Genomic DNA, 23,515 nt, shown 5'->3' on the forward strand with positions numbered 1-23,515 from the left:
TGGCCGGAGCGGGGGCTCCGGCCGCTTTCCTCTCTACGTGGTGATATCAGCGTGTCTTCCTGGCTCGACTACACGATCAACGGGCTGATCGTCGGCAATGTTTACGCGCTCGTTGCGGTCGGGCTTGCGCTGATCTTCGGCGTCAGCCGGCTGATCAACTTTGCCCAGGGCTCGATCTATCTCGTCGGCGCCTATATCGGCTGGGTCGCGGTGGTGCAGCTGCATACGCCGCTGCCGCTCACCATCATCGTGGTGGCGGTGGCGGCCGCGATCGTCGGACTGATCATCGAACGGTTCGGCCTGCGTCCGCTCCAGAACTCCGTGCGCATCGCACCATTGCTCGCGACCATCGGCATCAGCTTCGTGCTCGATCAGCTGGTGATGCTGACCTTCTCGCCCAACCCGCGCGCGCTGCCGAGCCAGCTGCCCGACGTTCGCTTCCAGGTTGGTGGCGGCACGATCGGACCTCTTGATCTGCTGATCGCCGGCGTCGGCCTCACCAGCGCGCTGCTGCTGTTCGTGTTCCTGCGCTACAGCAAGCTCGGCTGGGCGGTGCGCGCCACCGCGCAGGACCGCGATGCCGCGATGCAGATGGGCGTCGACGTCAACCGCGTCAATCAGGCCGTATTTGGCATTGCGGCGGCGCTCGGTGGCGTCTCCGGCCTGCTGGTCGGCATGTACTACAACCAGATCGACACCGCGATGAGCCTGCAGGCAACGCTCAAGGGCGTCGTTGCGGAAGTGGTCGGGGGTGCCGGCAACGTGCCCGGGCGCCGTGATCGGCAGCTTGTTGCTCGGGCTGGTCGAGAGCTACGGCGTCGCCGTGTTCGGCACCAGCTACCGCAATCTATTCGCGTTCCTGCTGCTGGTCGTCGTGCTCGTGCTGCGTCCGAACGGCCTGTTCGCCAGCGCGCGGCAGGCGCCACCCGAGCCGCTCACCGGCACTTTCATCGCGCCGAGCCGCCCGGTGCGGATTCCGCGTTGGGCGCTGCTGGTCGCCGTTGGCGTGTTCGCGATCCTGCCGTTCTTCCCGGTGTCCTTCTACGTGCTCCAGACCCTGATCAACGCCTGGCTACTCGGCATGCTCGCGCTCAGCCTGACGCTGGTTGCGGGCACGGTGGGACAGGTCTCGCTCGGACATGCCGCGCTGCTCGCGATCGGCGCCTACACCTCGGCGCTGCTGTCGCTGAATTTCTCCGTCCCCGTCGGCCTCTCCATCATCGCCGGCGGCCTGATGAGTGCCGCGCTCGGCACGGCATTGATCTCGCCGTCGTTCGGCCTGCGCGGGCATTATGTGTCGATCGCGACGCTGGCCATCGGCGAGATCGTGTCGCTGGTGATTTTGAACTGGGAGAGCGTCACCCGCGGCCCGATCGGCATCTCCGGCATTCCGCCGCTGTCGCTGTTTGGCTACGATCTGGTCAGCCCGACCTCGATCTACTGGTTCAGCTTTGTCGTGATGGTCGTGCTGGCGCTGCTGCAGGGGCGGCTGCTCGGCTCGCATCTCGGCCGCAGCTTCCGCGCCATCCGCGACGACGACATCGCCGCGCGCGCCTATGGCCTCAGCCTGAACCGCTACAAGTCGCTGGCCTTCATCTTCGGCGGCTTCGCGGCCGGTGTCAGCGGCGGCATCGCCGCGCATCTTTATTCCTACATCAACCACGAGACCTTCAACACGCAGCAATCCATCCTGGCGCTGACCGTCGTGATCCTCGGCGGCCTCGGCAACGTCGTCGGGGCCATCGTCGGAGCGGTCGCGCTGGTCGGCCTGCCGGAGGTGTTCCGGATCGCGGCGGAGTATCGCATCCTGATCTACGGCATCGTGTTGCTGCTGCTCGTGCGGTTCAGGCCGCAGGGCCTGTTGGGAACGATATGATGGCAGAGCAGCACACACCCATGCTGTCCCTGCGCGGGCTGACGCGTCGCTTTGGCGGCCTGACTGCAGTGGATGCCATCGACCTCGATCTCGCCAGGGGTGAGCTCATCAGCATCATCGGCCCGAACGGTGCCGGCAAGACGACGCTGTTCAACCTCGTGACCGGGCTCGATCGGCCCGATGCCGGCCATGTCCACTTCGAAGGGCAGGACATCACGGGTCTCTCGCCCGAACGGCTCGCGGCCGGAGGCATCGCGCGCACGTTCCAGCTCGGCCGTGTCTTCGGCAATCTCAGCGTCATGGACAACGTCCTGATCGGCGCGCACACGCGGCTGCGCGCGGTGAAGCCCGCGGTGCCGGTGATCGGCCCGCTGCTGGAGTTGGGGCTGGCGCTGTTGCGTCCGGCCAGCGTCAGGGACGAAGAGGAACGGCTGCGCGAGGAGATGAAGACTATTCTCGCACGCTTCGGCGAGCGGTTGCTGCCGCGGATCGACCAGCCGGCCTACAGCCTGTCCTATGCCAACCGCCGCCGCGTCGAGATCGCGCGCGCGCTTGCGCTGAAGCCGCGCCTGTTGCTGCTCGACGAGCCGACCGCCGGCATGAACCCGACCGAGACCGCGGAGATGCAGGGCCTCGTCGCCGAGCTGAAGGCCGAGGGGCTGACCATCCTCCTGATCGAGCACAAGCTTGAAATGGTGATGCGCCTCTCCGACCGCGTCATCGTCATGGACGAGGGCAAGAAGATTGCGGAAGGGCCGGGTGAAGTGGTGCGTGGCGATCCCAAGGTGATCGAGGCCTATCTCGGCCATGGCCTGTCGGAGACGCCGGAGCGGGAGAGCGTGGTATGACGACTGGCGCATCCGAGCCGCTGCTGGCGCTCTCGAACGTCAACACTTTCTACGGCCAGGCGCAGGTGCATTTCGACCTGTCGATCACGGTCGGCCGCGGCCATATCGTCTGCCTGCTCGGCGGCAATGCCAGCGGCAAGTCGACCACGATGAAGATCATCTTGGGCCTGGTGAAACCGCGCTCGGGTGACGTGACCTTCGACGGTGCCTCGCTGCTCGGGCTCACCACGCCGCAGATCGTCCGCCGTGGTATCGCATCTGTTCCCGAGGCGCGGCGGTTGTTCGCGGACATGAGCGTGCGCGAAAACATCCTGATGGGGGCCTTCGTGCGCAACGACCGCGATGCGGTGGCGCAGGATCTCGACAAGATGCTGACGCTGTTCCCGAAGCTTGGTCAGCGGCTGTCGCAGCGTGCCGGTTCGCTCTCCGGCGGCGAGCAGCAGATGGTCGCGATGGCGCGCGCGCTGATGAGCCGTCCGAGGATGATCGTGATGGACGAGCCGACCATGGGCCTGTCGCCGCTCTATGTCGACCGCGTGCTGGAGTTGATCCGCACCATCAACCAGGAAGGCGTGTCGGTCTTCATGGTCGAACAGAACGCCAGCCTCGCGCTCGAGATCGCGCACGAGGCCTATGTGCTCCAGACCGGCAAGATCGTGCTCTCAGGCCCGGCGCGGGCGCTGAAGGACGACCCCCGCATCCGCGATGCCTATCTTGGTGGTTCCGAGGCCGCGTAGCACCATCTCGGCCTGCATGGTTCGCCCGGCGATGCAGAGCATCGTCCGGACGCCCGCTGCGCGGGCTCCTCACCATGAGGGTCTGCTCGCAACGTGGCCGCGAATCCAGGCCTCATCCTGAGGACCCCGCGCAGTGGGCGTCTCGAAGGATGGTTACAAGCATTCCTGCAAAGCGGCCCCCTGGAATTGCATTGGTTAGTGTGATCATTCTATGAAAAGATCATACCGTTGCCGCGAAGGGGCGTGCGAACGGAATGATTGTCGTGACGAAATGGTCCCTACGGGCGGTGGAGCCCGCCACCGTGTTGCTGTTCGGCGGGCTCATCGCCGCCAACGTCGCCGCATGGGCCTGGGCCTTCGCGGCGTTCGGTGACCGGCCGACGGTGATGGCGACCGCGCTGCTGGCCTGGGTGTTTGGCCTCCGCCATGCCGTCGATGCCGACCACATCGCCGCCATCGACAATGTCGTGCGCAAGCTGATGCATGCGGGCGGTGCGCCGCGCAGCGTCGGCCTCTATTTCGCCCTCGGCCATTCCACCGTGGTCGTGGTCGCGACCATGCTGCTGGCACTCGGGGTGGTAAGCCTCGGCGGCGACAGCCTGCTCAGGGATATCGGCGGCCTCATCGGCACATCGGTGTCGGCGCTGTTCCTGCTCGTGATCGCGGCCATCAATCTCGCCATCTTCGTCGGCCTGTGGCGGACGTTTCGCATCGCGCGCGCGCAGGGCATCCACGACGCCGCGCAGCTCGACGCGCTGCTGGCGAGCCGCGGATTCCTGGCGCGCCTGCTCGGCCCGATGTTCCGCCTGGTGACAAAGCCCTGGCACATGCTCCCGCTCGGGTTCCTGTTCGGGCTCGGCTTCGACACCGCGACCGAGATCGGCCTGCTCAGCATCTCCGCGACGGAAGCCGCGCGCGGCGCTTCGCTCGTCGACGTCATGGTCTTTCCCGCGCTGTTCGCGTCGGGCATGGCGCTGGTCGACACCGCCGACTCGGCGCTGATGGTCAGCGCCTATCGCTGGGCCTTCGTCGATCCCCTGCGAAAGCTCTGGTACAACCTCACCATCACCGGCGCGTCCGTCGCGGTGGCGCTGTTGATCGGCGGCATCGAGGCGCTCGGCCTGATCGCCGATCGGCTTGGTCGAACCGGCGGCGTGTGGGCGCTGGTCGACGGCCTCAACGAGTCGCTCGCCAATGTCGGCTTCGCCGTGATCGCGCTGTTTGCGATCGCCTGGCTCGTTTCGATCGTGCTCTATCGCCGCATGTTTGCGGGCGCCGCGTCCCGCGCGAATGTACTTCGGGGCGCCGATGCGACCGAGGCGGCCTGAGTCTGGCCGTCGTCGCGGAGCGTTGACGGCATTTTCGGCCATCATGCTTCTCGCGGATGACGGCAGCGCCTTCGCGCAGAGCAGTGGCGCCTCGCGCGAACTGCCGCCGATCCAGGTCTCCGGCGGCGAGACGAAGCCTCACAAGCGACTGCCCGCATCGCGGCGAGCCAGCAAGCCGGTCCCGGCCAATCGCCGTCACGTAGCTCAGTCGACGCAAGCCCCGGCCTCGGACGCCCGCAGCGTCGCCTCCGGCGCAAAGGGCCCGCCAGGCATGGCGAGCGAGATCACCGTTTCCGGCGATGAGATCAACGCGCGCCCTTTCATGCGGCCGGGTGAGGCGCTCGAAGTCGTGCCGGGGTTGATCGTGACCCAGCATTCCGGTGAAGGCAAAGCCAACCAGTATTTTCTGCGCGGCTACAATCTCGACCACGGCACCGATCTCGCCATCTATGTCGATGACGTCCCCGTCAACATGCGCACCCACGCGCATGGCCAGGGCTATGCCGATCTCAACTGGCTGATCCCGGAAACCATCAGCGCGATGGATGTGCGCAAGGGGCCGTACTTCGCCGACGAGAGCGATTTCGCCTCTGTCGGCAGCGTGCGCATCGGCCTGATCGACCGTACCGAAAAGGGTCTCGCGCAGGTGACCGCCGGCAGCTTTGGCTATCGTCGTCTTCTCGGCATGGACTCAGCGAAAGTCGGTGACGGTTCGCTGCTCGTCGCCGGCGAGCTCGGCACCTACAACGGCCCCTGGGAAAATCCGGACAACGTGCGCAAGCTGAACGGTCTCGTGCGCTACAGCCGGGGCACCGCGACGGATGGCCTGACCATCACCGGCATGGCCTATGCCAACAAATGGAATTCGACCGACCAGGTGCCGCAGCGCGCGATCACCGGCGGTTTTCTCGATCGGTTCGGCTCGGAAGATCCGAGCGACGGCGGCAACACCAACCGCTTTGCGCTCTCGGGCCGCACCGCGCAGAGCGATGATGTGGGGTCGTGGCAGGCCAACGCCTATGTCGTGAAGAGCCAGCTCGACCTCTTCAACAACTTCACCTATTTCCTCAGCGATCCCGTGCTCGGCGACCAGTTCCACCAGCACGACGACCGCCTGATGGCGGGCGCCAACATCTCGCGCACGCTGAACGGCTCGTTCGCCGGCCTGCCGATGCAGACCACGATCGGCCTGCAATCGCGCTATGATTCGATCGATCTGGCGCTGAGCAACACGTTCCAGCGCGGCTTCCTCTCAAGCATTCGCAGCGACAAGGTCGGCGAGGGCAGCGTCGGTGTCTTCGCCGAGAACACCGTGCGCTGGACTGATTGGCTGAGGACCACTGTCGGCCTGCGCGGCGACTACTATGCGGCCGACGTCACCTCGCTGTTCAATGCCAACAATTCCGGCCGCACTGACGCCGCGCTCGGCAGCCCGAAATTCCGCGTGGCGCTCGGCCCGTTCAACCAGACCGAATTCTTCCTCGGCGCCGGCACCGGCATGCACTCGAACGACGCGCGCGGCGCGACCACGACGGAAGATCCGAGCGATCCCGCCACGCGACTGACGCCGTCGCCGCTGCTGGTGCGTACCAGGGGCGCGGAGGTTGGCGTCCGCAGCAAGATCGTGCCCGGCCTCGACACCTCGTTCAGCCTCTTCATCCTCGATCAGGATTCCGAGATCCTGTTCTCCGGCGATGCCGGCGATACCTCGGCGACCCGCGCCAGCCGCCGCTACGGCTTCGAGTGGACCAATCATTACCGTCCGCGCTCGTGGATCGACATCGATGCTGATCTCGCCATGACGCATGCGCGCTTCCGCGGCACTGACAGCGAGCAGGCGGAGGTCTATGCCTCGCTCGCGGGCTATCCCGAAGCGCAGATCGGCAACGCGCCCGGCAACTACATTCCGAACGCGCCGGCGATGGTGGCCTCAGCGGGCATCACGCTCGGCGAGAAGACCGGCTGGTTCGGGTCTTTGCGCTGGCGATATCTGGCGTCGAGCCCGCTGACGGAAGACAATGCGTTCCGCTCGTCCGCGACCAGCATCTTCAACAGCCGCCTCGGCTATCGCATCGACAATGGCTGGCGCATCCAGCTCGACGTGCTCAATCTCTTCAACACGCAGGCGAACCAGATCACTTATGCCTATGGCTTGCTGCTCAAGACCGACACGCTGTACAATCTCTGCACCGGCGGCGTCGCGCCGACGGCGGTCTGCCAGAATGGCGTGATGGATTACGTGCTGCACCCGGTCGAGCCGCTGACCTTTCGCCTGACTGTCGCCGGGACGTTCTAGGCGATCTCAAGCCGAGGCCGCGCTCGGAACCGGCTCGGCCGGCAGATCGTCGCCGTTGGGATCACCCGGCGCGGTAGCCCAGGCCAGCTCCACCAGCGTCACGATCCGGCGGCCGGCGCCGTCGAGCTGGCAGACGATCAGGCCCTGCTCCTCCATATAGCCGAGCAGGCGCTGGGCGCGGCGCAGCGAATGCGAGCCGTAGGCGCGCGCGATCGCGGCGTCGCCGGGACAGGGCCAGCCTTCCTTCGCCGCGCGTGCGATCATCATGAACACGCCCTGCATGTCGTCGGGCAGGATCGAGGCGCGCAGCGACACGTCCTGCCAGACGTCGTCCTCGGCATGCTCGGCGCCGAGCCCGGCGCGTGCGCGTGTCAGCATGCGGCGGAATTCGTTCAGATCGGGCACCGCGGAGCCGAGGCCCTCGATTCGGCAGCGAACCACGAACTCCTGATAGAGCACGCCGACGGCGCGGAAGCCGGCATCGGGCTCGGCGAGCACGGCGCGAAGCGTACGATCGACGCGCTCGCGCCGCTCGGCGAGCTCCTCGGCGCTGATCGGCACCTCGGTCACCTCAGGCCGGATCTCCGGCGCGGCCGCCTTCGCGGCGCGGAGCTGCTCGAGCAGATCGGGCGCGGGCCGGCGCTGCGGGCGGCTGGCATCGGGCGGCGGTGCGGCCAGGATCACGGCGCGCATATCCTCGAGTGCGGCTTCCGGCATCGGCATCAGCCGCGGCGTGGAATTGCGCGCGTGGGTGTCGGTCGGGCCGATATGCAAACGCAGGGGGCGTCGCGACAGCGCCGGGCCGAGCGCCATGAACTGTCCGCGCTCGAGATCGCGAAAGGATTCGGCCTGCCGCCGCTCCATGCCGAGCAGGTCGGCGGCGCGCGCCATGTCGATGTCGAGGAAGGTCCGGCCCATCAGGAAATTGGAGGCTTCCGCCGCGACGTTCTTGGCGAGTTTTGCCAGGCGCTGGGTCGCGATGATGCCGGCGAGGCCACGTTTGCGGCCGCGGCACATCAGATTGGTCATCGCGCCGAGAGAGAGCTTGCGCGCCTCGTCCGAGACCTCGCCGGCGACCGCCGGCGCGAACAGCTGCGCCTCGTCGACCACCACCAGCATCGGGTACCAATGATCGCGGTCGACGTCGAACAGGCCGCCGAGGAACGCCGCGGCACGCCGCATCTGGTTCTCGGCGTCCAGCCCTTCGAGATTGAGCACGGTGGAGACGCGATGCAGCCGCGCCCGCTCGCCCGCGACCTGAAGGCCGCGCTCGGTGTGATCCTCGGCCTCGATCACCAGATGGCCGAATTGCTCGGCCAGCGTGACGAAGTCGCCTTCGGGGTCGATGATGGCCTGCTGCACCCAGGGCGCGCTCTGTTCGAGCAGCCGCCGCAACAGATGCGACTTGCCGGAGCCCGAATTGCCCTGCACCAGGAGCCGGGTCGCCAGCAGTTCCTCGAGGTCCATGGCGGCCGCGGCGCCTGCCGTGGTCTGCCCCATCTCGATCGCAACTGTCATGTCCCCGACTCAAGTCCCCATCATTCGCGGAGTGGGGCTTATCAACCCGGCCGGGGCGCGTCGAGCGGCACCGTGCGAATCATGCGGTGTTGCCCACGGCGGAGTTCAGGCGTGATTCGATTGCCGTAAAAGTGCGGGCCGATAGGGCGCCTGCGGATCGTCGTCCTCGTTCTCGGGGATCGCACAGGAGCCGAATTCCTGCCGGATACGCTCGATCTCGGCGATGCGCTCGTGCAGCCGCTGCAGATGCTCGGGCGATGTCGCGCGCCAGAACCGGAAGGTGTCGGTGGTGAGCGGCAGGAACGCCGTTCCGAACAGCGTCGGCTCGGGAACGATGGTGCGTCCGAGCAGCAGGAACCGGTTCTCGCCGGAGACCACGAGGGTCGCGTAGCCGCGGTTACCGATCCGCCTGATCCCGTTCAGCGACCATTCGACGAGCTTGCTGAAATAAGGCTCCTCGCGCCAGCGATCGGGGCAGTGGTCGTCGACCGTCACGTTGACCGCGTCCTGGCTGAAATGCACGATGATGCCGGACGTCGCCGGAAACCAGGCATCATCGAGATGACCTTGCAGCCAGGCGCAGACGAACGACCGGCACATCTGCGGGCGGCGGTCGTAGATGGTGCACCCGGTTCCCGTCTGCCAGTGTCTGCACAGCTGGTTCACCGGCTTGTCGACGGCGGCCACTTCAAGGATATCGCAGCAGGCGTTGCACGATCCGCACTGCCGGGTCAGCGGCGCCGTTTTCGGCAGGCCGGTCGCGCGAAAACCCTGGCCGTCGCGGACCAGGAGCTTTTGCTTCTCCAGCGTGCTCAGCGCGCGCTCGACCTTGAGGCGGGACAATCCGGTCGCGTCAACGATCCCCTTCATCGTCGTCGCGCCGGCCTCCACCGCGCGAGCGACCTGCAACGCCGTCTGATCCATCGTCTTCTACTTGTTCTTCAGCCCTTCGATCCGGCCATCGCGCTGCCCCGGAACCTGCGGAAATCGGCGCCCGCGTGACGGCTAGCAGTCGCATGTATGCGGGATTTACGCAAACGGACTGCTGAGCAGGATCGCCCGTATTGGGCCAAATTGTAAGCCCATGCTGAGGGGCGATCCGATCTGCATCGACAATTCGATCAGTGCAGGCCGGCGCGACCTATGACGGCAGCGCCGGCACGCTGCTACTGCGCGCCAGATCCGCCCTGCACGATCTTCTCGTTCAGCTTCAGGTCCACGGTCTCGACCGTGCGGTCGATCTCGGCATTGGGGGTGCCGAGCTGATGCGAGATCAGCTTCACCAGCAGGTCGACGCGCTCGATGAAGGGCGCGCCGCTCGCGACCGCGCGCGCGGCCGATGACGGCTTGAGCAGGCTTTCGGCGGCCTTGGCGTATTTCGCGAACGGCACCTGGTCCTGCGGATCGGCGCCGAGACGGCGGGCGATCGCGTCGACATGATCGTAGATCGTCTGCGAACGCTTGAGATCGCCGTGCACGGCGTCGCGGATCGACTGCGGCTCGTGCGGCGTGATGCAGCGATAGTTGCCGGTCAGCAGCATCGACCATTTCGCCAGCGGCACGAACAGCGAAGAGAACACTTTCAGCTTCACCGGCACGTCGTGACCGTCGAGCGTCACCGCGTCGATGTCGGCTTCGAGCTCGCGCAGCACCTTGTTGTGCTTCTCGTCGGCGAAGGCCGATGCCTTGAAATTCGTCGGCAGACCGACATGAAGCACGTTGGCGGCTTCTTCCGGCGGACGGAAGGCCTGCGGGTCGGGCGAGCACAGCGTCACCAGGCCGGGCTCGAAGCGCTCCCACACCTGAGCATTGGTGTAGGCCTCCTCGAGATCCATGTCGGCGAGCGACGGGATCCGCTTCAGGTAGGGCAGCGGCGGCATGTTCATGATCGACAGGCACGGCAGCTTCGCCGCGGCGATCTTGACCATGAGAACGCGGACCGTGTGGTTGGTGTATTGCGGCTCCTGCATTGCCAGGCCGACCATGTCGTAGCGCGAGAGGTCGACATTGCCCGGCGTCACCGCGTCGAGCTTGCCGGGCAGGTCGCGCGAGAAGATCGCCCGGTGCACCGCCTCGTCGCGCAGCTTGATGCGCACCTCGGTACCGTCACGGTTGATCAGCTCGGCGGTCTTGGCGCGGCAGACCAGGGACACGTTATGGCCCGCCATCAGCAGCTTCGTGCCCAGCAGGGAACCGTAGGAAGCCCCGAGAATCAGGATGTTACGCGCCATATTCCGTCCCTTTGAAAATGTGTGTGATTTTTGAGCCCCGGCCGTCATCTGCGGGCGAGTTGCCGGCATGTAAAGCGAAGTCCGCGGGGATGGCAACTGGGATAATGCATACAAGGCGGAAGGCGGACTGCCGGGCGGGCGCGGGTGATCGGTCGCCCGGATGGAGCGCAGCCCGATCCGGGACCGCTCGTCCGGCGCTCACGCCTTTCCCGGATTGCGCGGAGCCCGTGATCGGGCGGCGCTTCGCGTCGACCCGTTGGCTCCATCCGGGCGACGGGGTCTCGTTGCCCGACGGGCAAAACACCCGAGAGGGCGTCAAGCCGCGCGGGCGAAAATATTCCACTTTACCGAAATTCGGAATTGGCGTATGTGTCGCCCATCCCGGCTCACCAAGAGGGGCGATCTTGTGTCGTCACTGTCGCGAGTCGGGCTTGCGGTGGACGCGACAGCGTCGGGCGCGAGAGGTCAAGGGCAGGGCGGATTGCTCTCCGTGAGCCCAAAACTTCGTGCCGGATGAGCGGCGCTGTCAGGTTCGTCTCGTCTGTAAGTTTCCGGCTCCGTCGACAGGGCTGGAAAAACTGCGGCGAAATGGCGGGCCGTGCGTGCGGCAAAACCGTGTGGTCCTGGCCGTCGTTGCTACGGTCAAGTGCTTTGCGAATGCGGCAGTCGCGTCAACCGGCGCGGTGCTGGTGACTTTTGCAAGCGTGAGGGAGGCCAGAAGGAACTCGGCTCCCGGGAGAGCACGGCATAAGCCGTCCAACCACTGCGCAGGGAAGGCCGAGTGATTGGCACCACCTGTATGCTGCTGTGCGGTTTCCTTGCGTTACCTTTCGCGCAGCGGACCGCGGGTGCGAGGTCAGCACCCGGCCTTCCCTGCGCCCTCTTGGCTTCGAGGGTGGAGTGACCAGGCAAAACTCGGGCGAAACATGCCGCGAGGATGCGAAGGCGTGTCTGCGACCAGGCACTCGCTGTCGTCGCCCGGCTTGACCGGGCGATCCAGTATTCCAGAGACGGCTGTGATTGAGCCGAGAGGCCGCGGCGTACAGGATTCCCCCGCTTGCCGCCTACGCTAAAGCTTCGGCGGCCCTGGACCTCAGCCCCGGCGAAGCCTTGGCGTAGCCGGGTCGCGGGGAACGACAGGGGTACTTGGAGGACGACGCCGATGTCTCATACTCCGTCATTGCTTTGCTGCGCTCGCAACGACGTGGAGGGAGCGTGCGCCACTATGCTCCCGTGCTTGGTCAGCGCGTCCGGGAGACCGGAGGAAACGAGTGTTTCAAAGAACGATACCGCTGAGAAACTTTACGCAAGCGCCGGCGATCGCATTCGCCCGAAACTTGCGCGTTCCATCACGTCGCGAACTCCCGCCTCATCCCTGGCTCGCCATGCGCGCGCGGTCGAGATGCCCCTCGATCTTCGGGCGGTCGCGGGTGCGCTCGAAGCTGGTGCAGAGGAGCTCGGTCTCCTCGAGAGAAACCGGGGCGCGGTACAGCCGGCACATGAATTCGGCGCTCGCGCGTCCCTTGCCCGCGCCGGGACTGCGTTCGGCGAGAAACATGCAGTCGCGGCAGATGCTGGCATCGAGCCGCTGATGGGCCGCGTCGAGATGATTGAGGATCTCGCGCAGCGAGTCGCGCAGCCTGACGCATTCGTCGGTGCCGAGAGACGTGACCGCGTTCACCACGTGATTGATCGGGTCGTGCTGGCTCAGGCATTTCTCGCCTTGCGCGGTGACGTGCAGCACGACGGACCGCTTGTCCTCGTGCGACGGCTTTCGCACCAGGAAGGACTTGGCTTCCAGCGTCTTCACGATCTGCGATGCCGTGGCCCGGGTCGCGCCGATGAAGCCGGCCAGCGCGGACGGCGTGCGCGAGAACCTGTTGGCGCGGTGAAGAAAGCGCAGCGCCATCCATTCCCGGTCGCGCAACCCGTGCTGATTGCCTTCGAAATACCAGGCTCTGGCCGCCTGAACCAGCAGCTCGACGGCCTCGCGTGCCAACGGCATAAATTCCTACCTTGCCCCGGATATCACGTCTGCGGCGCCCCGGAGCCGCCTTCCGTCGTTGCGCACCAGTCCTTCGCGAGAAGCCGTACCAACCACAACATCCGACACATGCGCAGAGCCAGGCTCTCGCGCGAAAGCACGGACTGTTCTGCCGCCGAACTCGACAGATGGACCCTGCGAGATACGGCGCGAGAAGCTGTGTCGATGATGGTGTGCCAATCGTGGCGTCGTCGAACGAAAGCCCGAGTTGCCGTCACAGCCGGACGATGGATCGGTATTGTTCAACCGTAGCCCCTGAAGTTCAAGTCACACGCAGACGTTTCTTGTATTCCATCGAAACGATGAATGAGCTTCTCAACAAAATCAAGTAGAGACGCTCCCGAAGACTGGCTGTCGCTCGAAGCGATTGTAACGTTCAAGACAATCTCGTTCGTCAGGACACATGATGGTGATCGTAATACGCAGTGTAACAAGCTACTTGCACGCAAATGTGCGACGGTTTGATTGCACGCCTGTTGCTGTCCGCCGTTGATGCAAATTGATGGAAGCTTGTGCATGACGGTGACGCGCAGCGGCGCGTCATCCACAACTTGCGCGATCCGTCACAGAATCGGCAATGGAACTCGTAGAGATTGCACGCAGCGGTTGTTGTGATAATGACAGCGAGACGGGTTCGCCGGATCGCTTTCGCCTCGGCGGCGCGATCTCCACTGAACGGCCGATGCTAGCGCGCGACGGAAAGCAGCAGTTGGCGACGGGTGCGCATGCGCCGGAGGCGCAGCGGTATGCGTGATCGACTGTCGCGATAATGAGCAGGTCGACGACGACGGGCGCGCCGGCCGCGCCCGGCTAGTCGCCCTTGAGCATGTCTCGCAGCTCGCGGAATGGATCGGCGCTCGGCCCTGCCGAGGCGTCCTGCCGCATGGCGCTGTAGATCTTCGGGACCATGTCGACGGCCTGGTCGAGACCCGAATCACGCCCCGTCTGATATCCGCCCATCAGGCGAAGATCGCGCGTGTCCTCGTATTTGGCGATCATGGTGCGCAGCTTGCTCACCAATTCGCGCTCCTCGGGGTCCCAGACGTTGTGGGCGAGGCGGGAGACCGAGGCCAGAACATCGACGGCGGGATAGCGCGCCTGGTCGGCGATGTGCCTGGAGAGCACGATGTGGCCGTCGAGGGTGCTGCGGATGGTGTCGGCGATCGGCTCGTTGTGATCGTCACCGTCGACCAGCACGGAGAAAATGCCGGTAATCGTCCCGGATCCCTCCTCGCCGGGGCCGGCGCGCTCCAGCAGGCGGGGCAGGTCGGTGAAGACCGTCGGTGCGTAACCGCGGGCGACCGCAGGCTCGCCGGCGGCGAGGGCGACCTCGCGGGCGGCATGGGCGAAACGGGTGATCGAATCGACCACCAGCAGGACCGATTCGCCCCGGTCGCGGAAATATTCGGCGACCGCCATGGCGGTCTTCGGTGCCAGCCGCCGCATCATCGGGCTTTCATCTCCCGTCGATACGATGGTGATGGCGCGGCTGCGGTTGGCGCCGAGCACGTCCTCGATGAATTCGCGCACCTCGCGGCCGCGTTCGCCGACGAGCGCCAGCACGACGGTGTCAAAGCCTTGGCTGCGGGCCAGCATCGCCAGCAGCGTCGATTTGCCGACACCGGAGCCGGCAAAGATGCCGACGCGCTGGCCGGCGCAGATCGGGGCGAACAGGTCGATGACGCGCACGCCGGTGTGCAGCGGCTTGTGGACGCGCGCCCGCTTCATGGCCGCCGGCGCCTCGGCTTCCGCCGAGACGGTGCGCGATCCCGGGGTGAGGGGACCTTGTCCGTCGAGCGGCGCGCCGAGCGCGTTGATGACGCGGCCCTTCCAGCTCGGATCGGGCGCGAAGGACAGTGGCGGCATCCGGTAGGCAACCGAGCCGAGGCCGCCGGCGAACTGCCGGTCGAACGGCTTGGCGATGATGCCCTCGCTGTCGATCCGCACCACCTCGCCGATCTGGGGCTTGCCGCCGGAGTTGACGCCGATCAGTTCACCAAGCCTGACGAAGCGCGACAGGCCGGAGACGCGGAAATGCGTCGGAGCGATCTCGGAGATCGCGCCGCTGACGCTGGCCAGGGGAGTGCTCTGCTGAAGCTCCAGCAGCGCCCACTCGAGTTGCCGAAGAGCGTTCAAGGAAACCGTCCACCCTCAATGCGCATGCAGCGCAGTCTATTTGCCCGGCTCGCCCAGCGTCCGGATTGCGTTCTGGAGCGAGCTCTCGGTGCCCTCGATCATCGAATTGGTGCCGTCGAAGGCGCGCGAAGCCGCGATCAGCTTCGTCAATTCCATCATCGGATTGGCGCTGGAGCCCTCGACATAGCCCTGCTTGAAGCCGTCGCGGGAGAAATCGGCGATGGCGGTCGCGGGCCGGTCCGGCGTGACGCCGGAATTGCCGTAGCGCTCGAGATTGGCATCGGCGGGAATGTTGAACAGGCCGATGGAGCCGATCTCGTTGTTGTCCTGGGTGATCGCGCCGCTGCGGGCGATCGCGATCGGTCCGCCGTTCGGGTCGAGCGTGATCTGCGCGCCGCCGGCATCGATCACGGGGAAGCCGGACACGGTCTGAAGGTCGCCGTTGGGGGCGATCTGGAGGCGGCCGTCGCGCGTATAGACCGTGCCGTTCGGGCCGGCGAAGGCGATCCAGCCCTGTCCAACCACGGCGACGTCGAGCGGGTTGCCGCTCTCGGTGATGCTGCCCATCTCGCGCGAGATGATGTTGTCGCCGGGCGAGGAGAAGGCGACCGGGTTCGCGCCGGCCTTCGACAGCACGGTCTCGAACTTCACGACGTCGGTGCGGAATGCCGCCGTGTTGACGTTGGCGACGTTGTTGGCGATCGTCTGGAGGCGCTTTTCGAGGGCGACCTGCGCCGACAATCCCACATAGAGAGCCGATTGCATGACTTACTTTCCGAACCGGATGGACTGAAGCTTCGTAAGCATGTCGGTATCCAGGCCGGCCATCGACGACGCGCCGCCGATCAGGACCAGCGCGGAGTTGGTCGAGTTGCCATTGTTGATGTCGTTCTGGGCCTGGGTCGCATCCCACATCGCGGCGAAGCGCTGCACGAACTTGGTGACCTTGGCCGGGTCCTGGAAATCGGTGAGGTCGATCTTGCTCGTGATCAACTTGGCCTGGGCGTCGATGTCTGCCGCGCTTATGGTCGACGGCAGGCCGAGCGCGGTCTGGACCACCTGCGTCATCGCCTTGTCGGCGAGGATCTGGTAGGAGGTGCTGATGGTGGAGGCCTTGCGGGTGAAATAGAGCGCCAGCCGCAGACCCTCGTTCTGGTCGCCGGCCTTCTCCTCCATCGTCTGCGTGACGTATTGGGTCGCCGTACCGGTGGTGGCCGCGGCGGCCTGGGTCGCTTTGTCGCCGAGGGCGGCGAAATTGAAGGCGGCGGCGAATTGCCGGTAGCGGGTGTCGGTCAGCTTGTTGGCGAAGCTCTTGGAGTCGGAGACACCCTCGGTCAGCACCTTGCGCATGAACGCCTTGGCATAGGTCATGTCGCTGAGACCAAAGGCCTTCATCGCGTAGGAGTAGAGGCGATAGTCCTTCAGGAAGTCGTCGATCGTCTTCACATTGCCGATATGGCTGAGAAAATAATCGGTGTCGCGGCTGACGTCCGGCTGGGCCGCGACCTGCGTCAGCGATTTGCCCATGTCCTTGGTCAGTCTGGTGTAGTCCGCGATCGTGGATAGCATGGCACGCGCCCCTCTGGCCGCCGTTGCGACTTCGTCTCAAGCTGCCGCCAATTGCTTGCGCGGGGCTGGCGACCACGAAGCCAGCCTCGCGCAAGCGTCGCCGACTAGATATTCCCGATGGGATCGGCGATGGAGTGGCGCGTTGCTCAGTTTCGTGGGGATTTTCATCACGGTAGCGGCACTGCTCGGCGGATTTGCCGCCATGGGCGGGCATCTGGCCGTGCTCATGCAGCCGTGGGAATTCGTGATCATCCTGGGCACCGCGATCGGCACCTTCATCGTCGCCAATCCGTGGAAAACGGTCGTTGATACCGGCGTGGCCTGCATGCAGGCCATCACCGGCGCAGTGCCGAGTGAGCGCTATTACCTCGATCTGCTCGGAGCGCTCCATGCCCTGATGCGGGAGCTCCGGGGCAAAGGCCGCAACGAGGTCGAGGCGCATATCGACGATCCCGCGTCCTCGGAGATCTTCAAGGCGTTCCCGAGCGTCCTCGGGGACCCGCCGTTGCTGCAGTTCATCTGCGACTATGTCCGCCTCATCATCATGGGCAATGCGCGCACGCACGAGATCGAAGCGCTGATGGACGAAGAGATCCACACCATCGTGAAGGCCAAGCTGGCGCCCTACAATTCGATGGTGGTCGTGTCCGAGGCGCTGCCGGCGCTCGGCATCGTCGCCGCCGTGCTCGGCGTCATCAAGGCCATGGGCGCGCTCGACCAGTCGCCGAAGCTCCTTGGCGGCTTCATCGGCGCGGCGCTCGTCGGCACCTTCGCCGGCATCTTCCTGTCCTACGGTGTCCTCTCGCCCTTCGCGATCAAGATCAAGATGACGCGAGAGAAGCGCTGCCGGCCCTACATCATCGTCAAGCAGACGCTGCTGGCGTTCATGAACGGCGCCATGCCGCAGATCGCCGTCGAGCACGGTCGCAAGATGATCGCGAGCGGCGAACGGCCGTCGATCGACGTGGTCGAGAACGAGACGATTGCGGGTCCGAAGGCCGTCGCGACCGAGGCTGAACCGAAGGCTGCCCGCGCATGATGACGGAAGACCTCGACGTCGATCAGCGGAAGCAGCTGCCGAACTACCTGCTGGACGCCGCCGGCATATCGATCGAACGCATGCCGATGCTCAATGTGATCTTCGATCGCATGGCGGCATCGTGCACCGACAGCCTGCAGCCGATGGCCGGAACGCCGTGCTACTTCTCCGTCAACGGCATCACCAACGACCCGCTCGGCGACATCATCAAGGATTACGAGGGCAACGCGGTTGCCGCCGTGCTCTATGCCGAGCAGTGGGACTCGCGCGTCATCATTATGCTGGATCGCGACTTCGTCTTCACCATGGTCGAGGCGATGTTCGGCTCCGACGGCGCCGAACCGCCGCTCGACGTCGAACGCACCTTCTCGAACATCGAGATCCGGCTGGTCCAGGCACTGTTTGAGCGGTTCGCCAAGGCGCTGCAGGGCGCCTTCGCCGGCACCTCCAATGTCACCTTCCGTGTCGAGCGAGTCGAGACGGCGATGGCGTCGCTCGCGATTGGCCGCGCCAGCAATATGTCGATCTGCGCGAACATGATGGTGCAGGCGCTCTATCGCGGCGGCCAGATGTTCCTGATCATTCCGCACTCCGCGCTCAATCCGCTCAGGCAGAAGCTCGCCCACGTCGTCGTCAGCGACGGCCGCGCGGCCGATCCGCGCTGGCGCGAGCAGATGGAGAGCGAGGTTCACCGTACCGAAGTGACGCTGAGCGCGGTGCTCGACGAGAAGATGATTTCCCTCGAGGACGTCGTGCAATTCAAGGTGGGGCAGGTTCTGGAGCTCGAGGCCACGCCGCGCACGCTGGCCCGGCTCGAGAGCAACAACCAGGTGCTGTTCTGGTGTCAGATCGGCCAGCTCGATGGCTATTACGCCATGCAGGTGGCCGATCCCGTCGATCAGAAGCGGGAGTTCGTCGATGATATCCTATCTCGTTGATGCCGTGCTGCTGATCGCGCTGGCGTTCACCAGCATGAGGGTGACCCGGATGCACCGCGAATTGGCGCGGCTGCGCAGTTACCAGGGCGAGTTCTCGACCATCGTCCACGAGACGGCGGGCGCCTTCGACACCGTCATCACCGCCGCGCATGATTCCACCGCAAATCTCGGCCGGCTCGCCAACGTGCTGAGCACGAAGATAGATCAGGCCCACGAGGCGATCGCGGCGCTCGACGCGCGGAGCGGGCTCCAACCGGCCTCAACCGTGAGCGGCGCCGAGGCGAACAAGCATTGAATTCGGGACTTGAAGGACACGTGCGATCGGACCGTCGCGACGCTCCGGGAGCGGAAATACCAAGAGGCGATACCAAATGGCGCAATCTTTCGACTATGAGTCTGCATCGGCATCGGGAGAGACCGATGCGTCTCCGCTGGAGCGGCTGGCGGAGATCGCCGCGCGCACGGCGGAGGAAACCGGCAAATTCGCCAATGTCGATGCCATCCTGCGCATTCCCGTCACGATGCAGGTCGTGCTCGGTTCGGCGACCATTCCGGTCGCGAACCTGATGAAGCTCGGCCGCGGCGCGGTGGTTCCACTCGATCACCGCGTCGGCGAGCCCGTCGACGTCGTGGTCAATGGCCGCGTCGTTGCCCGCGGCGAAGTGGTCGTCGTCGAAGAGGACAATTCCCGCTTCGGCGTCTCGCTCACAGAGATCGTCGGACCGCTGGGGCAGGGTGATACCTGATCATGGCGGCACAGGTCGGCGTCGCTCCTATCAAGCAGCGAGGCGTTGCCACGCTGGGCGGAACGGAAAAGGTCGCGGCACTCCTGCTGGCCATGGGCCGGCAGGCGGCCGCGAGCGTGCTCTCGCAGTTCGAGCCGCAGGATATCCGCATCGTCACCAAGGCCGCGGCCGAGCTGCGGCCGATCACCGCGCAGGAGCTCGAGTCGATCGTCGAGGAGTTCGCTCAGCAGTTCTCGATGGGCGCCAACATTCTCGGCACCATCGGCGGTCTTGAAGCTGTACTCGGCGACGTGCTGCCTGCCGACCAGGTCTCGGCAATCATGTCGGACCTCCTCGGCAATTCGAGCCGGTCGGTGTGGGACCGCGTCTCGTCGGTGTCGGAAAACTCGCTGGCGACGTACCTCTCCAAGGAGCATCCGCAAACCGCGGCGCTGATCCTGTCCAAGGTCAAGCCGTCCTGCGCCGCCAAGGTGATGAGCCAGCTGCCGTCGAGCCTGCGCAATGAGCTGATGCGGCGCGTCCTCAGCCTCAAGCCGATCGTCGACGACGCCATGAAAGTCCTCGAGAAGACGCTGCACGAGGACCTGACGCTCAATTTCGCCCGCAACCTCGGCGCCGACACCTACGCGCGCGTCGCGGACATCATCAACAAGATGGAGCGCGGCCATATCGAGGACATGCTGAAGAGCTTGTCGGAGAAGCGTCCGAAGTCGGCCGAAGTTCTGAAGGAACTGCTGTTCACCTTCGACGACGTGGTCAATTTGACCCCGAAGGCGCGCACCATGATCTTCGACCAGGTGCCGACCGATCGCATCGTTATCGCGCTGAAAGGCACGGACAAGCATTTCCGCGAACTCATCCTGTCCTCCGTTGCCTCGCGCGTCCGCCGCGTCGTCGAGCACGAACTCGCCATCGGCGAGCCGTCGAACCAGCGCGACGTGCTGGAGGCGCGCCGCGTCATCACCGACCTTGCACTCGACCTGGCGGAAAAGGGCGAAATCGAGCTCAACCCCGAGCAGGAGGACGAGCTGGTCTTCCGCTGACCGCTGAACGGGCATGGCAGAAACATCCGATCAGGAGAGCAAGACAGAAGAGCCGACCGAGAAGAAAGTCCGCGATTCGCTCGAACAGGGCAAAATCCCGGTCTCTCGGGAGGCTTCTATCTTCGCCTCGATGGCCGCGCTGATGGTGATCCAGGCGTTCCTGATCGGCCAGGGCGTACAGCAATTGACGCCGACGCTGAAGAGCCTGCTCGACGATCCCGAAGGCTTCCCTCTCAGCAACGGCGCGGACGCGCGCAACCTGCTCACGGTGGTGGGCCTCGAGGCGTTGCGATTCCTGGTGCCGCTGGTCGTCACCCTGGCGGTGTTCGGCCTCGCCGCATCGTTGCTGCAGAATGCGCCGCGCCTGGTGCTGGAGCGCATCAAGCCGCAGCTGTCGCGAATCTCGCCGATCAGCGGCTGGAGCCGGCTGTTCGGAACGCAGGGCCTCGTCGAATTCGCCAAGTCGCTGTTCAAGCTCGTCTCGGTGACGGTCGTCGTCGTGTTCGTGCTGCGCTCGTCCGAAGCCAGGGCGTTCGAGGCGATGTACACGGATCCGGTCGCGCTGCCGGAGATGATTCTCAACATCGCGATGCGGATCGTCTCGGCGATCTGCATCGCCACCATCGTCCTGGTCGCGATCGATCTCGCCTGGGCGCGCTTCCACTGGCGGCGCGAGCTGCGCATGACCAAGCAGGAGATCAAGGACGAGCACAAGCAGGCGGAAGGCGATCCCCTGATCAAGGCGCGCCTGCGCTCGCTGGCGCGCGACCGTTCGCGCCAACGCATGATCGCATCCGCCTCGCGCGCGACGCTGGTGATCGCCAACCCGACACACTTCGCGATCGCGCTGCGCTACAAGCGCGAGGAAAACGCAGCGCCCATGGTCGTCGCCAAGGGCATGGACGTGATCGCGCTGAAGATCCGCGAAGTCGCGGAGCAGAACCGGATCCCGGTGATCGAGAACAAGGCGCTGGCGCGCGCGCTCTATGAGGCGGTTCAGGTCGACCAGGTGATTCCGGCGGAATTCTTCCGGCCGGTCGCCGAGATCATCTACTTCCTGCAGTCCAAGCAGGCGCCGCGGACCGAGAAGGTTCAGTAGATTTCCGAGCATAGCGTCGGCTGCATCAGCCTGACGAAAGCTTGCGGCCCTAAACTTAATCTTAAGAAATCAGCATGGGGCCGTCGTGGGACCGCTTTATCTCTTCGAACTCGCATCGTCGCAGGCGCGGTACCTCGAGCTCCGCCAGTCGACCATCGCGACCAACGTCGCCAACGCCAATACGCCGGGCTTCAAGGCGCGCGACGTCGAGCCCTTCAACAAGGTGCTCGACGCCACGCCGGTCAGGCTCGCGACGACGTCACCCTCGCACATGCAATTGTCCGCGGCCGAGACCGATACGCGGAAGACCGCGAAGAAGGACAGCTGGGAAGTGGTTCACTCCGGCAACTCCGTCAGCCTCGAGCAGGAAATGATCAAGGGCAGCGACGTCAGTCGCGACTACTCGATGAACTCGGCGGTCGTGCGGTCGTTCCACCGCATGCTGCTGTCGAGCGCGAAGAGCTGAGGTGAATTGACATGCTGGACTCACTGCAAGCGTCATTGACGGTCGCGAGCTCCGGGCTCGAAGCGCAGTCGACGCGCATGCGCATCGTTTCGGAAAACCTTGCCAATGCGACCTCGACGGGGCGCACGGCCGGCGCCGATCCGTATCAGCGCAAGACCATCACTTTCGATGCCGCCATGGACCGCGCCTCGGGCGCGCAGCTTGCGAAGGTCAAGGAGATCGGGGTCGACACCACGCCGTATCGCGTGGAGTACGAGCCGGGACATCCCGCCGCCGACAAGGCCGGTTACGTCAAGCTGCCGAACGTCAACATGATGATCGAGATGGCCGACATGCGGGAAGTCAACCGGTCCTATGAAGCCAATCTCCAGGTCGTGAAACAGGTGCGGTCGATGCTGGGCATGACCATCGACCTGCTGAGGAGCTGACAATGCTTGAGGCAATTTCATCCACCGCGATTTCCGCCGGGCAAGCGGCGAGCCGCGCGACCGAGACGCAGGCCATCGCGCCGGCGGCGCCGACCGCCATTCAGTCCACCGACGATGTCGGATTCGAATCGGTGATGAAGCAGGTGACGACGGACGCGATCGGGACGCTGAAGGCGGGCGAAGCGGCGTCGATCTCGGCGATGCAGGGTAAGGAATCGACCCGGAAGGTCGTGGAGGCGCTGATGTCGGCCGAGCAGGCCTTGCAGACCGCGGTCGCGGTTCGCGACAAGGTCGTGCAGGCCTACCAAGAAGTCGTCCGGATGTCGATTTGATCTGAGGGAATGAAGCTGTGAAATCGCTCGCCATTGCGGCCACGGGCATGAACGCCCAGCAGACCAACATCGAAGTCATCGCGAACAACATCGCCAACATCAATTCGACGTCGTACAAGCGTGCGCGCGCGGAATTCACCGATCTGTTCTACCAGATGGACCGCATGCAGGGCGTCGCGAACGTCAATGGCTCCTCGCCGATCCCGGAAGGCTCCAATCTCGGTCTCGGCGTCAAGTCGACGGCCATCCGCAAGCTGCACATCCAGGGCGCGCTCACGCAGACCGGCAACCCCTACGACCTCGCGATCAACGGCCGTGGCTGGTTTCAGGTGCTCGGCCCGAACAACGAGGTGCAATACACCCGCGCCGGCTCGTTCAGCCCCAACGCCAACGGCCAGCTCGTCACCACCGACGGCTATCTGCTGGATCCCGCAATCACGATACCGCAGGGAACGGTTCAGGTCGTCGTCAACCAGACCGGACGGGTGTTTGCCAAGCTGGATACGGAAGTGAACCCGCGGCAGATCGGCCAGCTCAACCTCGCCAATTTCGCCAACGAAGCGGGCCTCGAGCCGCTCGGCAGCAACCTCTATCGCGAGACCACGGCGTCCGGCACGCCGGTCGTCGGGCTGCCGGGCGATTCCGGATACGGCAAGATCAATCAGCAATATCTCGAAGCCTCGAACGTCGACCCGGTCAAGGAAATCACCGAGTTGATCTCGGCGCAGCGCGCCTATGAAATGAACGCCAAGGTCATCCAGGCCTCGGATGAAATGGCCCAGACGGTCTCGAAGGGCATGCGCTAGTTCCGGTGTTCTCGATGTCGAACAGGGTGGGCTTG

At 65.1% G+C, this 23,515-nt stretch carries 22 protein-coding genes and 1 pseudogene; 16 read left to right on the forward strand and 7 right to left on the reverse strand.

Going from position 1 to position 23,515, the window contains the following annotated elements:
* Positions 1-51: 51 nt before the first annotated feature.
* The 5 genes and pseudogenes from ACVJ5M_RS10650 (at position 52) to ACVJ5M_RS10670 (ending at position 7,085) form a co-directional block, all read left to right on the forward strand.
* Positions 52-1,876, forward strand: a pseudogene (locus tag ACVJ5M_RS10650) (ABC transporter permease).
* Entirely contained in the window at positions 1,876-2,724 is an 849-nt protein-coding gene (locus ACVJ5M_RS10655; protein WP_063981253.1) for an ABC transporter ATP-binding protein, read from the forward strand. Before ACVJ5M_RS10650 ends, ACVJ5M_RS10655 begins: the two are co-directional and overlap by 1 nt.
* On the forward strand, positions 2,721-3,461 hold the full coding sequence (locus ACVJ5M_RS10660; protein ID WP_063981254.1) for an ABC transporter ATP-binding protein: 741 nt from the start codon (positions 2,721-2,723) through the stop codon (positions 3,459-3,461). The genes ACVJ5M_RS10655 and ACVJ5M_RS10660 overlap by 4 nt, the downstream gene beginning before the upstream one ends.
* 254 nt (positions 3,462-3,715) lie before the next feature.
* The gene (locus ACVJ5M_RS10665) at positions 3,716-4,789 is read left to right on the forward strand and encodes a HoxN/HupN/NixA family nickel/cobalt transporter (RefSeq protein ID WP_063981255.1); all 1,074 of its coding nucleotides are present in this window, start codon (positions 3,716-3,718) and stop codon (positions 4,787-4,789) included.
* Positions 4,770-7,085 (forward strand): TonB-dependent receptor, encoded by a 2,316-nt coding sequence (locus ACVJ5M_RS10670; RefSeq protein WP_063986109.1) that lies wholly within the window; start codon positions 4,770-4,772, stop codon positions 7,083-7,085. The genes ACVJ5M_RS10665 and ACVJ5M_RS10670 overlap by 20 nt, the downstream gene beginning before the upstream one ends.
* 6 nt (positions 7,086-7,091) lie before the next feature.
* Here the strand turns inward: ACVJ5M_RS10670 and ACVJ5M_RS10675 are convergent, their stop codons facing one another.
* The 4 genes from ACVJ5M_RS10675 to ACVJ5M_RS10690 all read right to left on the reverse strand — a co-directional run bounded on the left by ACVJ5M_RS10675 (position 7,092) and on the right by ACVJ5M_RS10690 (position 12,839).
* Entirely contained in the window at positions 7,092-8,603 is a 1,512-nt protein-coding gene (locus ACVJ5M_RS10675; protein ID WP_063981256.1) for an ATP-binding protein, read from the reverse strand.
* A 105-nt stretch (positions 8,604-8,708) separates the two neighbouring features.
* Positions 8,709-9,527, reverse strand: coding sequence for a YkgJ family cysteine cluster protein (locus ACVJ5M_RS10680; protein ID WP_063981257.1), 819 nt, complete (start codon positions 9,525-9,527; stop codon positions 8,709-8,711).
* Positions 9,528-9,769: 242 nt separating this feature from the next.
* Positions 9,770-10,834, reverse strand: a complete 1,065-nt coding sequence (locus tag ACVJ5M_RS10685; protein ID WP_063981258.1) for a ketopantoate reductase family protein — start codon at positions 10,832-10,834, stop codon at positions 9,770-9,772.
* Between the two features lie 1,369 nt (positions 10,835-12,203).
* Positions 12,204-12,839, reverse strand: a complete 636-nt coding sequence (locus ACVJ5M_RS10690; RefSeq protein WP_063981291.1) for a MarR family winged helix-turn-helix transcriptional regulator — start codon at positions 12,837-12,839, stop codon at positions 12,204-12,206.
* Between the two features lie 616 nt (positions 12,840-13,455).
* On the opposite strand from ACVJ5M_RS10690, the gene ACVJ5M_RS10695 reads away from it, so the two are divergent.
* Positions 13,456-13,632 (forward strand): hypothetical protein, encoded by a 177-nt coding sequence (locus ACVJ5M_RS10695; RefSeq protein ID WP_187387941.1) that lies wholly within the window; start codon positions 13,456-13,458, stop codon positions 13,630-13,632.
* 56 nt (positions 13,633-13,688) lie between these two features.
* Here the strand turns inward: ACVJ5M_RS10695 and fliI are convergent, their stop codons facing one another.
* Genes fliI through ACVJ5M_RS10710 form a run of 3 tightly spaced genes read right to left on the reverse strand, consistent with a single transcriptional unit; the run spans position 13,689 to position 16,583 of the window.
* Positions 13,689-15,014: a flagellar protein export ATPase FliI gene (gene fliI, locus ACVJ5M_RS10700; RefSeq protein WP_063981292.1), complete on the reverse strand. Its 1,326-nt coding sequence runs from the start codon at positions 15,012-15,014 to the stop codon at positions 13,689-13,691.
* Between the two features lie 36 nt (positions 15,015-15,050).
* The gene (gene flgF, locus ACVJ5M_RS10705) at positions 15,051-15,779 is read right to left on the reverse strand and encodes a flagellar basal-body rod protein FlgF (RefSeq protein WP_063981293.1); all 729 of its coding nucleotides are present in this window, start codon (positions 15,777-15,779) and stop codon (positions 15,051-15,053) included.
* Positions 15,780-15,782: 3 nt separating this feature from the next.
* A complete protein-coding gene (locus ACVJ5M_RS10710; RefSeq protein ID WP_063981294.1) occupies positions 15,783-16,583 on the reverse strand; it encodes a DUF1217 domain-containing protein in 801 nt (266 codons plus the stop codon).
* 142 nt (positions 16,584-16,725) lie between these two features.
* Here ACVJ5M_RS10710 and motA point away from each other — a divergent pair, with 142 nt between their 5' ends.
* The 10 genes from motA to flgG all read left to right on the forward strand — a co-directional run bounded on the left by motA (position 16,726) and on the right by flgG (position 23,480).
* Entirely contained in the window at positions 16,726-17,622 is an 897-nt protein-coding gene (gene motA / locus ACVJ5M_RS10715) for a flagellar motor stator protein MotA (protein ID WP_063981295.1), read from the forward strand.
* On the forward strand, positions 17,619-18,560 hold the full coding sequence (locus tag ACVJ5M_RS10720; protein WP_028153460.1) for a flagellar motor switch protein FliM: 942 nt from the start codon (positions 17,619-17,621) through the stop codon (positions 18,558-18,560). Before motA ends, ACVJ5M_RS10720 begins: the two co-directional genes overlap by 4 nt.
* Positions 18,541-18,855, forward strand: coding sequence for a hypothetical protein (locus tag ACVJ5M_RS10725; protein ID WP_063981296.1), 315 nt, complete (start codon positions 18,541-18,543; stop codon positions 18,853-18,855). The genes ACVJ5M_RS10720 and ACVJ5M_RS10725 overlap by 20 nt, the downstream gene beginning before the upstream one ends.
* A 76-nt stretch (positions 18,856-18,931) precedes the next feature.
* Positions 18,932-19,306 carry a flagellar motor switch protein FliN gene (fliN, locus tag ACVJ5M_RS10730; RefSeq protein WP_063981297.1) on the forward strand — a complete coding sequence of 125 codons (375 nt, stop codon included), beginning with the start codon at positions 18,932-18,934 and terminating at the stop codon, positions 19,304-19,306.
* Positions 19,307-19,308: 2 nt separating this feature from the next.
* A complete protein-coding gene (locus ACVJ5M_RS10735) occupies positions 19,309-20,349 on the forward strand; it encodes a flagellar motor switch protein FliG (RefSeq protein ID WP_014492656.1) in 1,041 nt (346 codons plus the stop codon).
* A gap of 13 nt (positions 20,350-20,362) precedes the next feature.
* On the forward strand, positions 20,363-21,448 hold the full coding sequence (gene flhB / locus ACVJ5M_RS10740; protein WP_039153365.1) for a flagellar biosynthesis protein FlhB: 1,086 nt from the start codon (positions 20,363-20,365) through the stop codon (positions 21,446-21,448).
* A gap of 85 nt (positions 21,449-21,533) precedes the next feature.
* Positions 21,534-21,914: a flagellar basal body rod protein FlgB gene (gene flgB, locus ACVJ5M_RS10745; RefSeq protein WP_014492658.1), complete on the forward strand. Its 381-nt coding sequence runs from the start codon at positions 21,534-21,536 to the stop codon at positions 21,912-21,914.
* Positions 21,915-21,925: 11 nt separating this feature from the next.
* Entirely contained in the window at positions 21,926-22,342 is a 417-nt protein-coding gene (gene flgC, locus ACVJ5M_RS10750; RefSeq protein WP_014492659.1) for a flagellar basal body rod protein FlgC, read from the forward strand.
* A 2-nt stretch (positions 22,343-22,344) separates the two neighbouring features.
* Positions 22,345-22,674 carry a flagellar hook-basal body complex protein FliE gene (locus tag ACVJ5M_RS10755; RefSeq protein ID WP_014492660.1) on the forward strand — a complete coding sequence of 110 codons (330 nt, stop codon included), beginning with the start codon at positions 22,345-22,347 and terminating at the stop codon, positions 22,672-22,674.
* Positions 22,675-22,691: 17 nt separating this feature from the next.
* Positions 22,692-23,480 carry a flagellar basal-body rod protein FlgG gene (gene flgG, locus ACVJ5M_RS10760; protein WP_354099539.1) on the forward strand — a complete coding sequence of 263 codons (789 nt, stop codon included), beginning with the start codon at positions 22,692-22,694 and terminating at the stop codon, positions 23,478-23,480.
* Positions 23,481-23,515 lie beyond the last annotated feature (35 nt).

This window comes from Bradyrhizobium sp. S3.7.6, from assembly GCF_054061875.1.

Bases quoted from the DNA above. Each gene is read 5' to 3' on its own strand.
- ACVJ5M_RS10755 (WP_014492660.1), top strand. From the start codon at position 22,345: ATGCTTGAGGCAATTTCATCCACCGCGATTTCCGCCGGGCAAGCGGCG.
- ACVJ5M_RS10695 (WP_187387941.1), top strand. From the start codon at position 13,456: ATGGAACTCGTAGAGATTGCACGCAGCGGTTGTTGTGATAATGACAGC.
- ACVJ5M_RS10660 (WP_063981254.1), top strand. From the start codon at position 2,721: ATGACGACTGGCGCATCCGAGCCGCTGCTGGCGCTCTCGAACGTCAAC.
- ACVJ5M_RS10685 (WP_063981258.1), bottom strand. From the start codon at position 10,834: ATGGCGCGTAACATCCTGATTCTCGGGGCTTCCTACGGTTCCCTGCTG.
- fliN (WP_063981297.1), top strand. From the start codon at position 18,932: ATGGCGCAATCTTTCGACTATGAGTCTGCATCGGCATCGGGAGAGACC.
- ACVJ5M_RS10725 (WP_063981296.1), top strand. From the start codon at position 18,541: ATGATATCCTATCTCGTTGATGCCGTGCTGCTGATCGCGCTGGCGTTC.
- ACVJ5M_RS10690 (WP_063981291.1), bottom strand. From the start codon at position 12,839: ATGCCGTTGGCACGCGAGGCCGTCGAGCTGCTGGTTCAGGCGGCCAGA.
- ACVJ5M_RS10710 (WP_063981294.1), bottom strand. From the start codon at position 16,583: ATGCTATCCACGATCGCGGACTACACCAGACTGACCAAGGACATGGGC.
- ACVJ5M_RS10675 (WP_063981256.1), bottom strand. From the start codon at position 8,603: ATGACAGTTGCGATCGAGATGGGGCAGACCACGGCAGGCGCCGCGGCC.
- flgC (WP_014492659.1), top strand. From the start codon at position 21,926: ATGCTGGACTCACTGCAAGCGTCATTGACGGTCGCGAGCTCCGGGCTC.
- ACVJ5M_RS10655 (WP_063981253.1), top strand. From the start codon at position 1,876: ATGGCAGAGCAGCACACACCCATGCTGTCCCTGCGCGGGCTGACGCGT.
- ACVJ5M_RS10735 (WP_014492656.1), top strand. From the start codon at position 19,309: ATGGCGGCACAGGTCGGCGTCGCTCCTATCAAGCAGCGAGGCGTTGCC.
- ACVJ5M_RS10720 (WP_028153460.1), top strand. From the start codon at position 17,619: ATGATGACGGAAGACCTCGACGTCGATCAGCGGAAGCAGCTGCCGAAC.
- ACVJ5M_RS10665 (WP_063981255.1), top strand. From the start codon at position 3,716: ATGATTGTCGTGACGAAATGGTCCCTACGGGCGGTGGAGCCCGCCACC.
- ACVJ5M_RS10670 (WP_063986109.1), top strand. From the start codon at position 4,770: ATGCGACCGAGGCGGCCTGAGTCTGGCCGTCGTCGCGGAGCGTTGACG.
- ACVJ5M_RS10680 (WP_063981257.1), bottom strand. From the start codon at position 9,527: ATGGATCAGACGGCGTTGCAGGTCGCTCGCGCGGTGGAGGCCGGCGCG.
- flhB (WP_039153365.1), top strand. From the start codon at position 20,363: ATGGCAGAAACATCCGATCAGGAGAGCAAGACAGAAGAGCCGACCGAG.
- flgF (WP_063981293.1), bottom strand. From the start codon at position 15,779: ATGCAATCGGCTCTCTATGTGGGATTGTCGGCGCAGGTCGCCCTCGAA.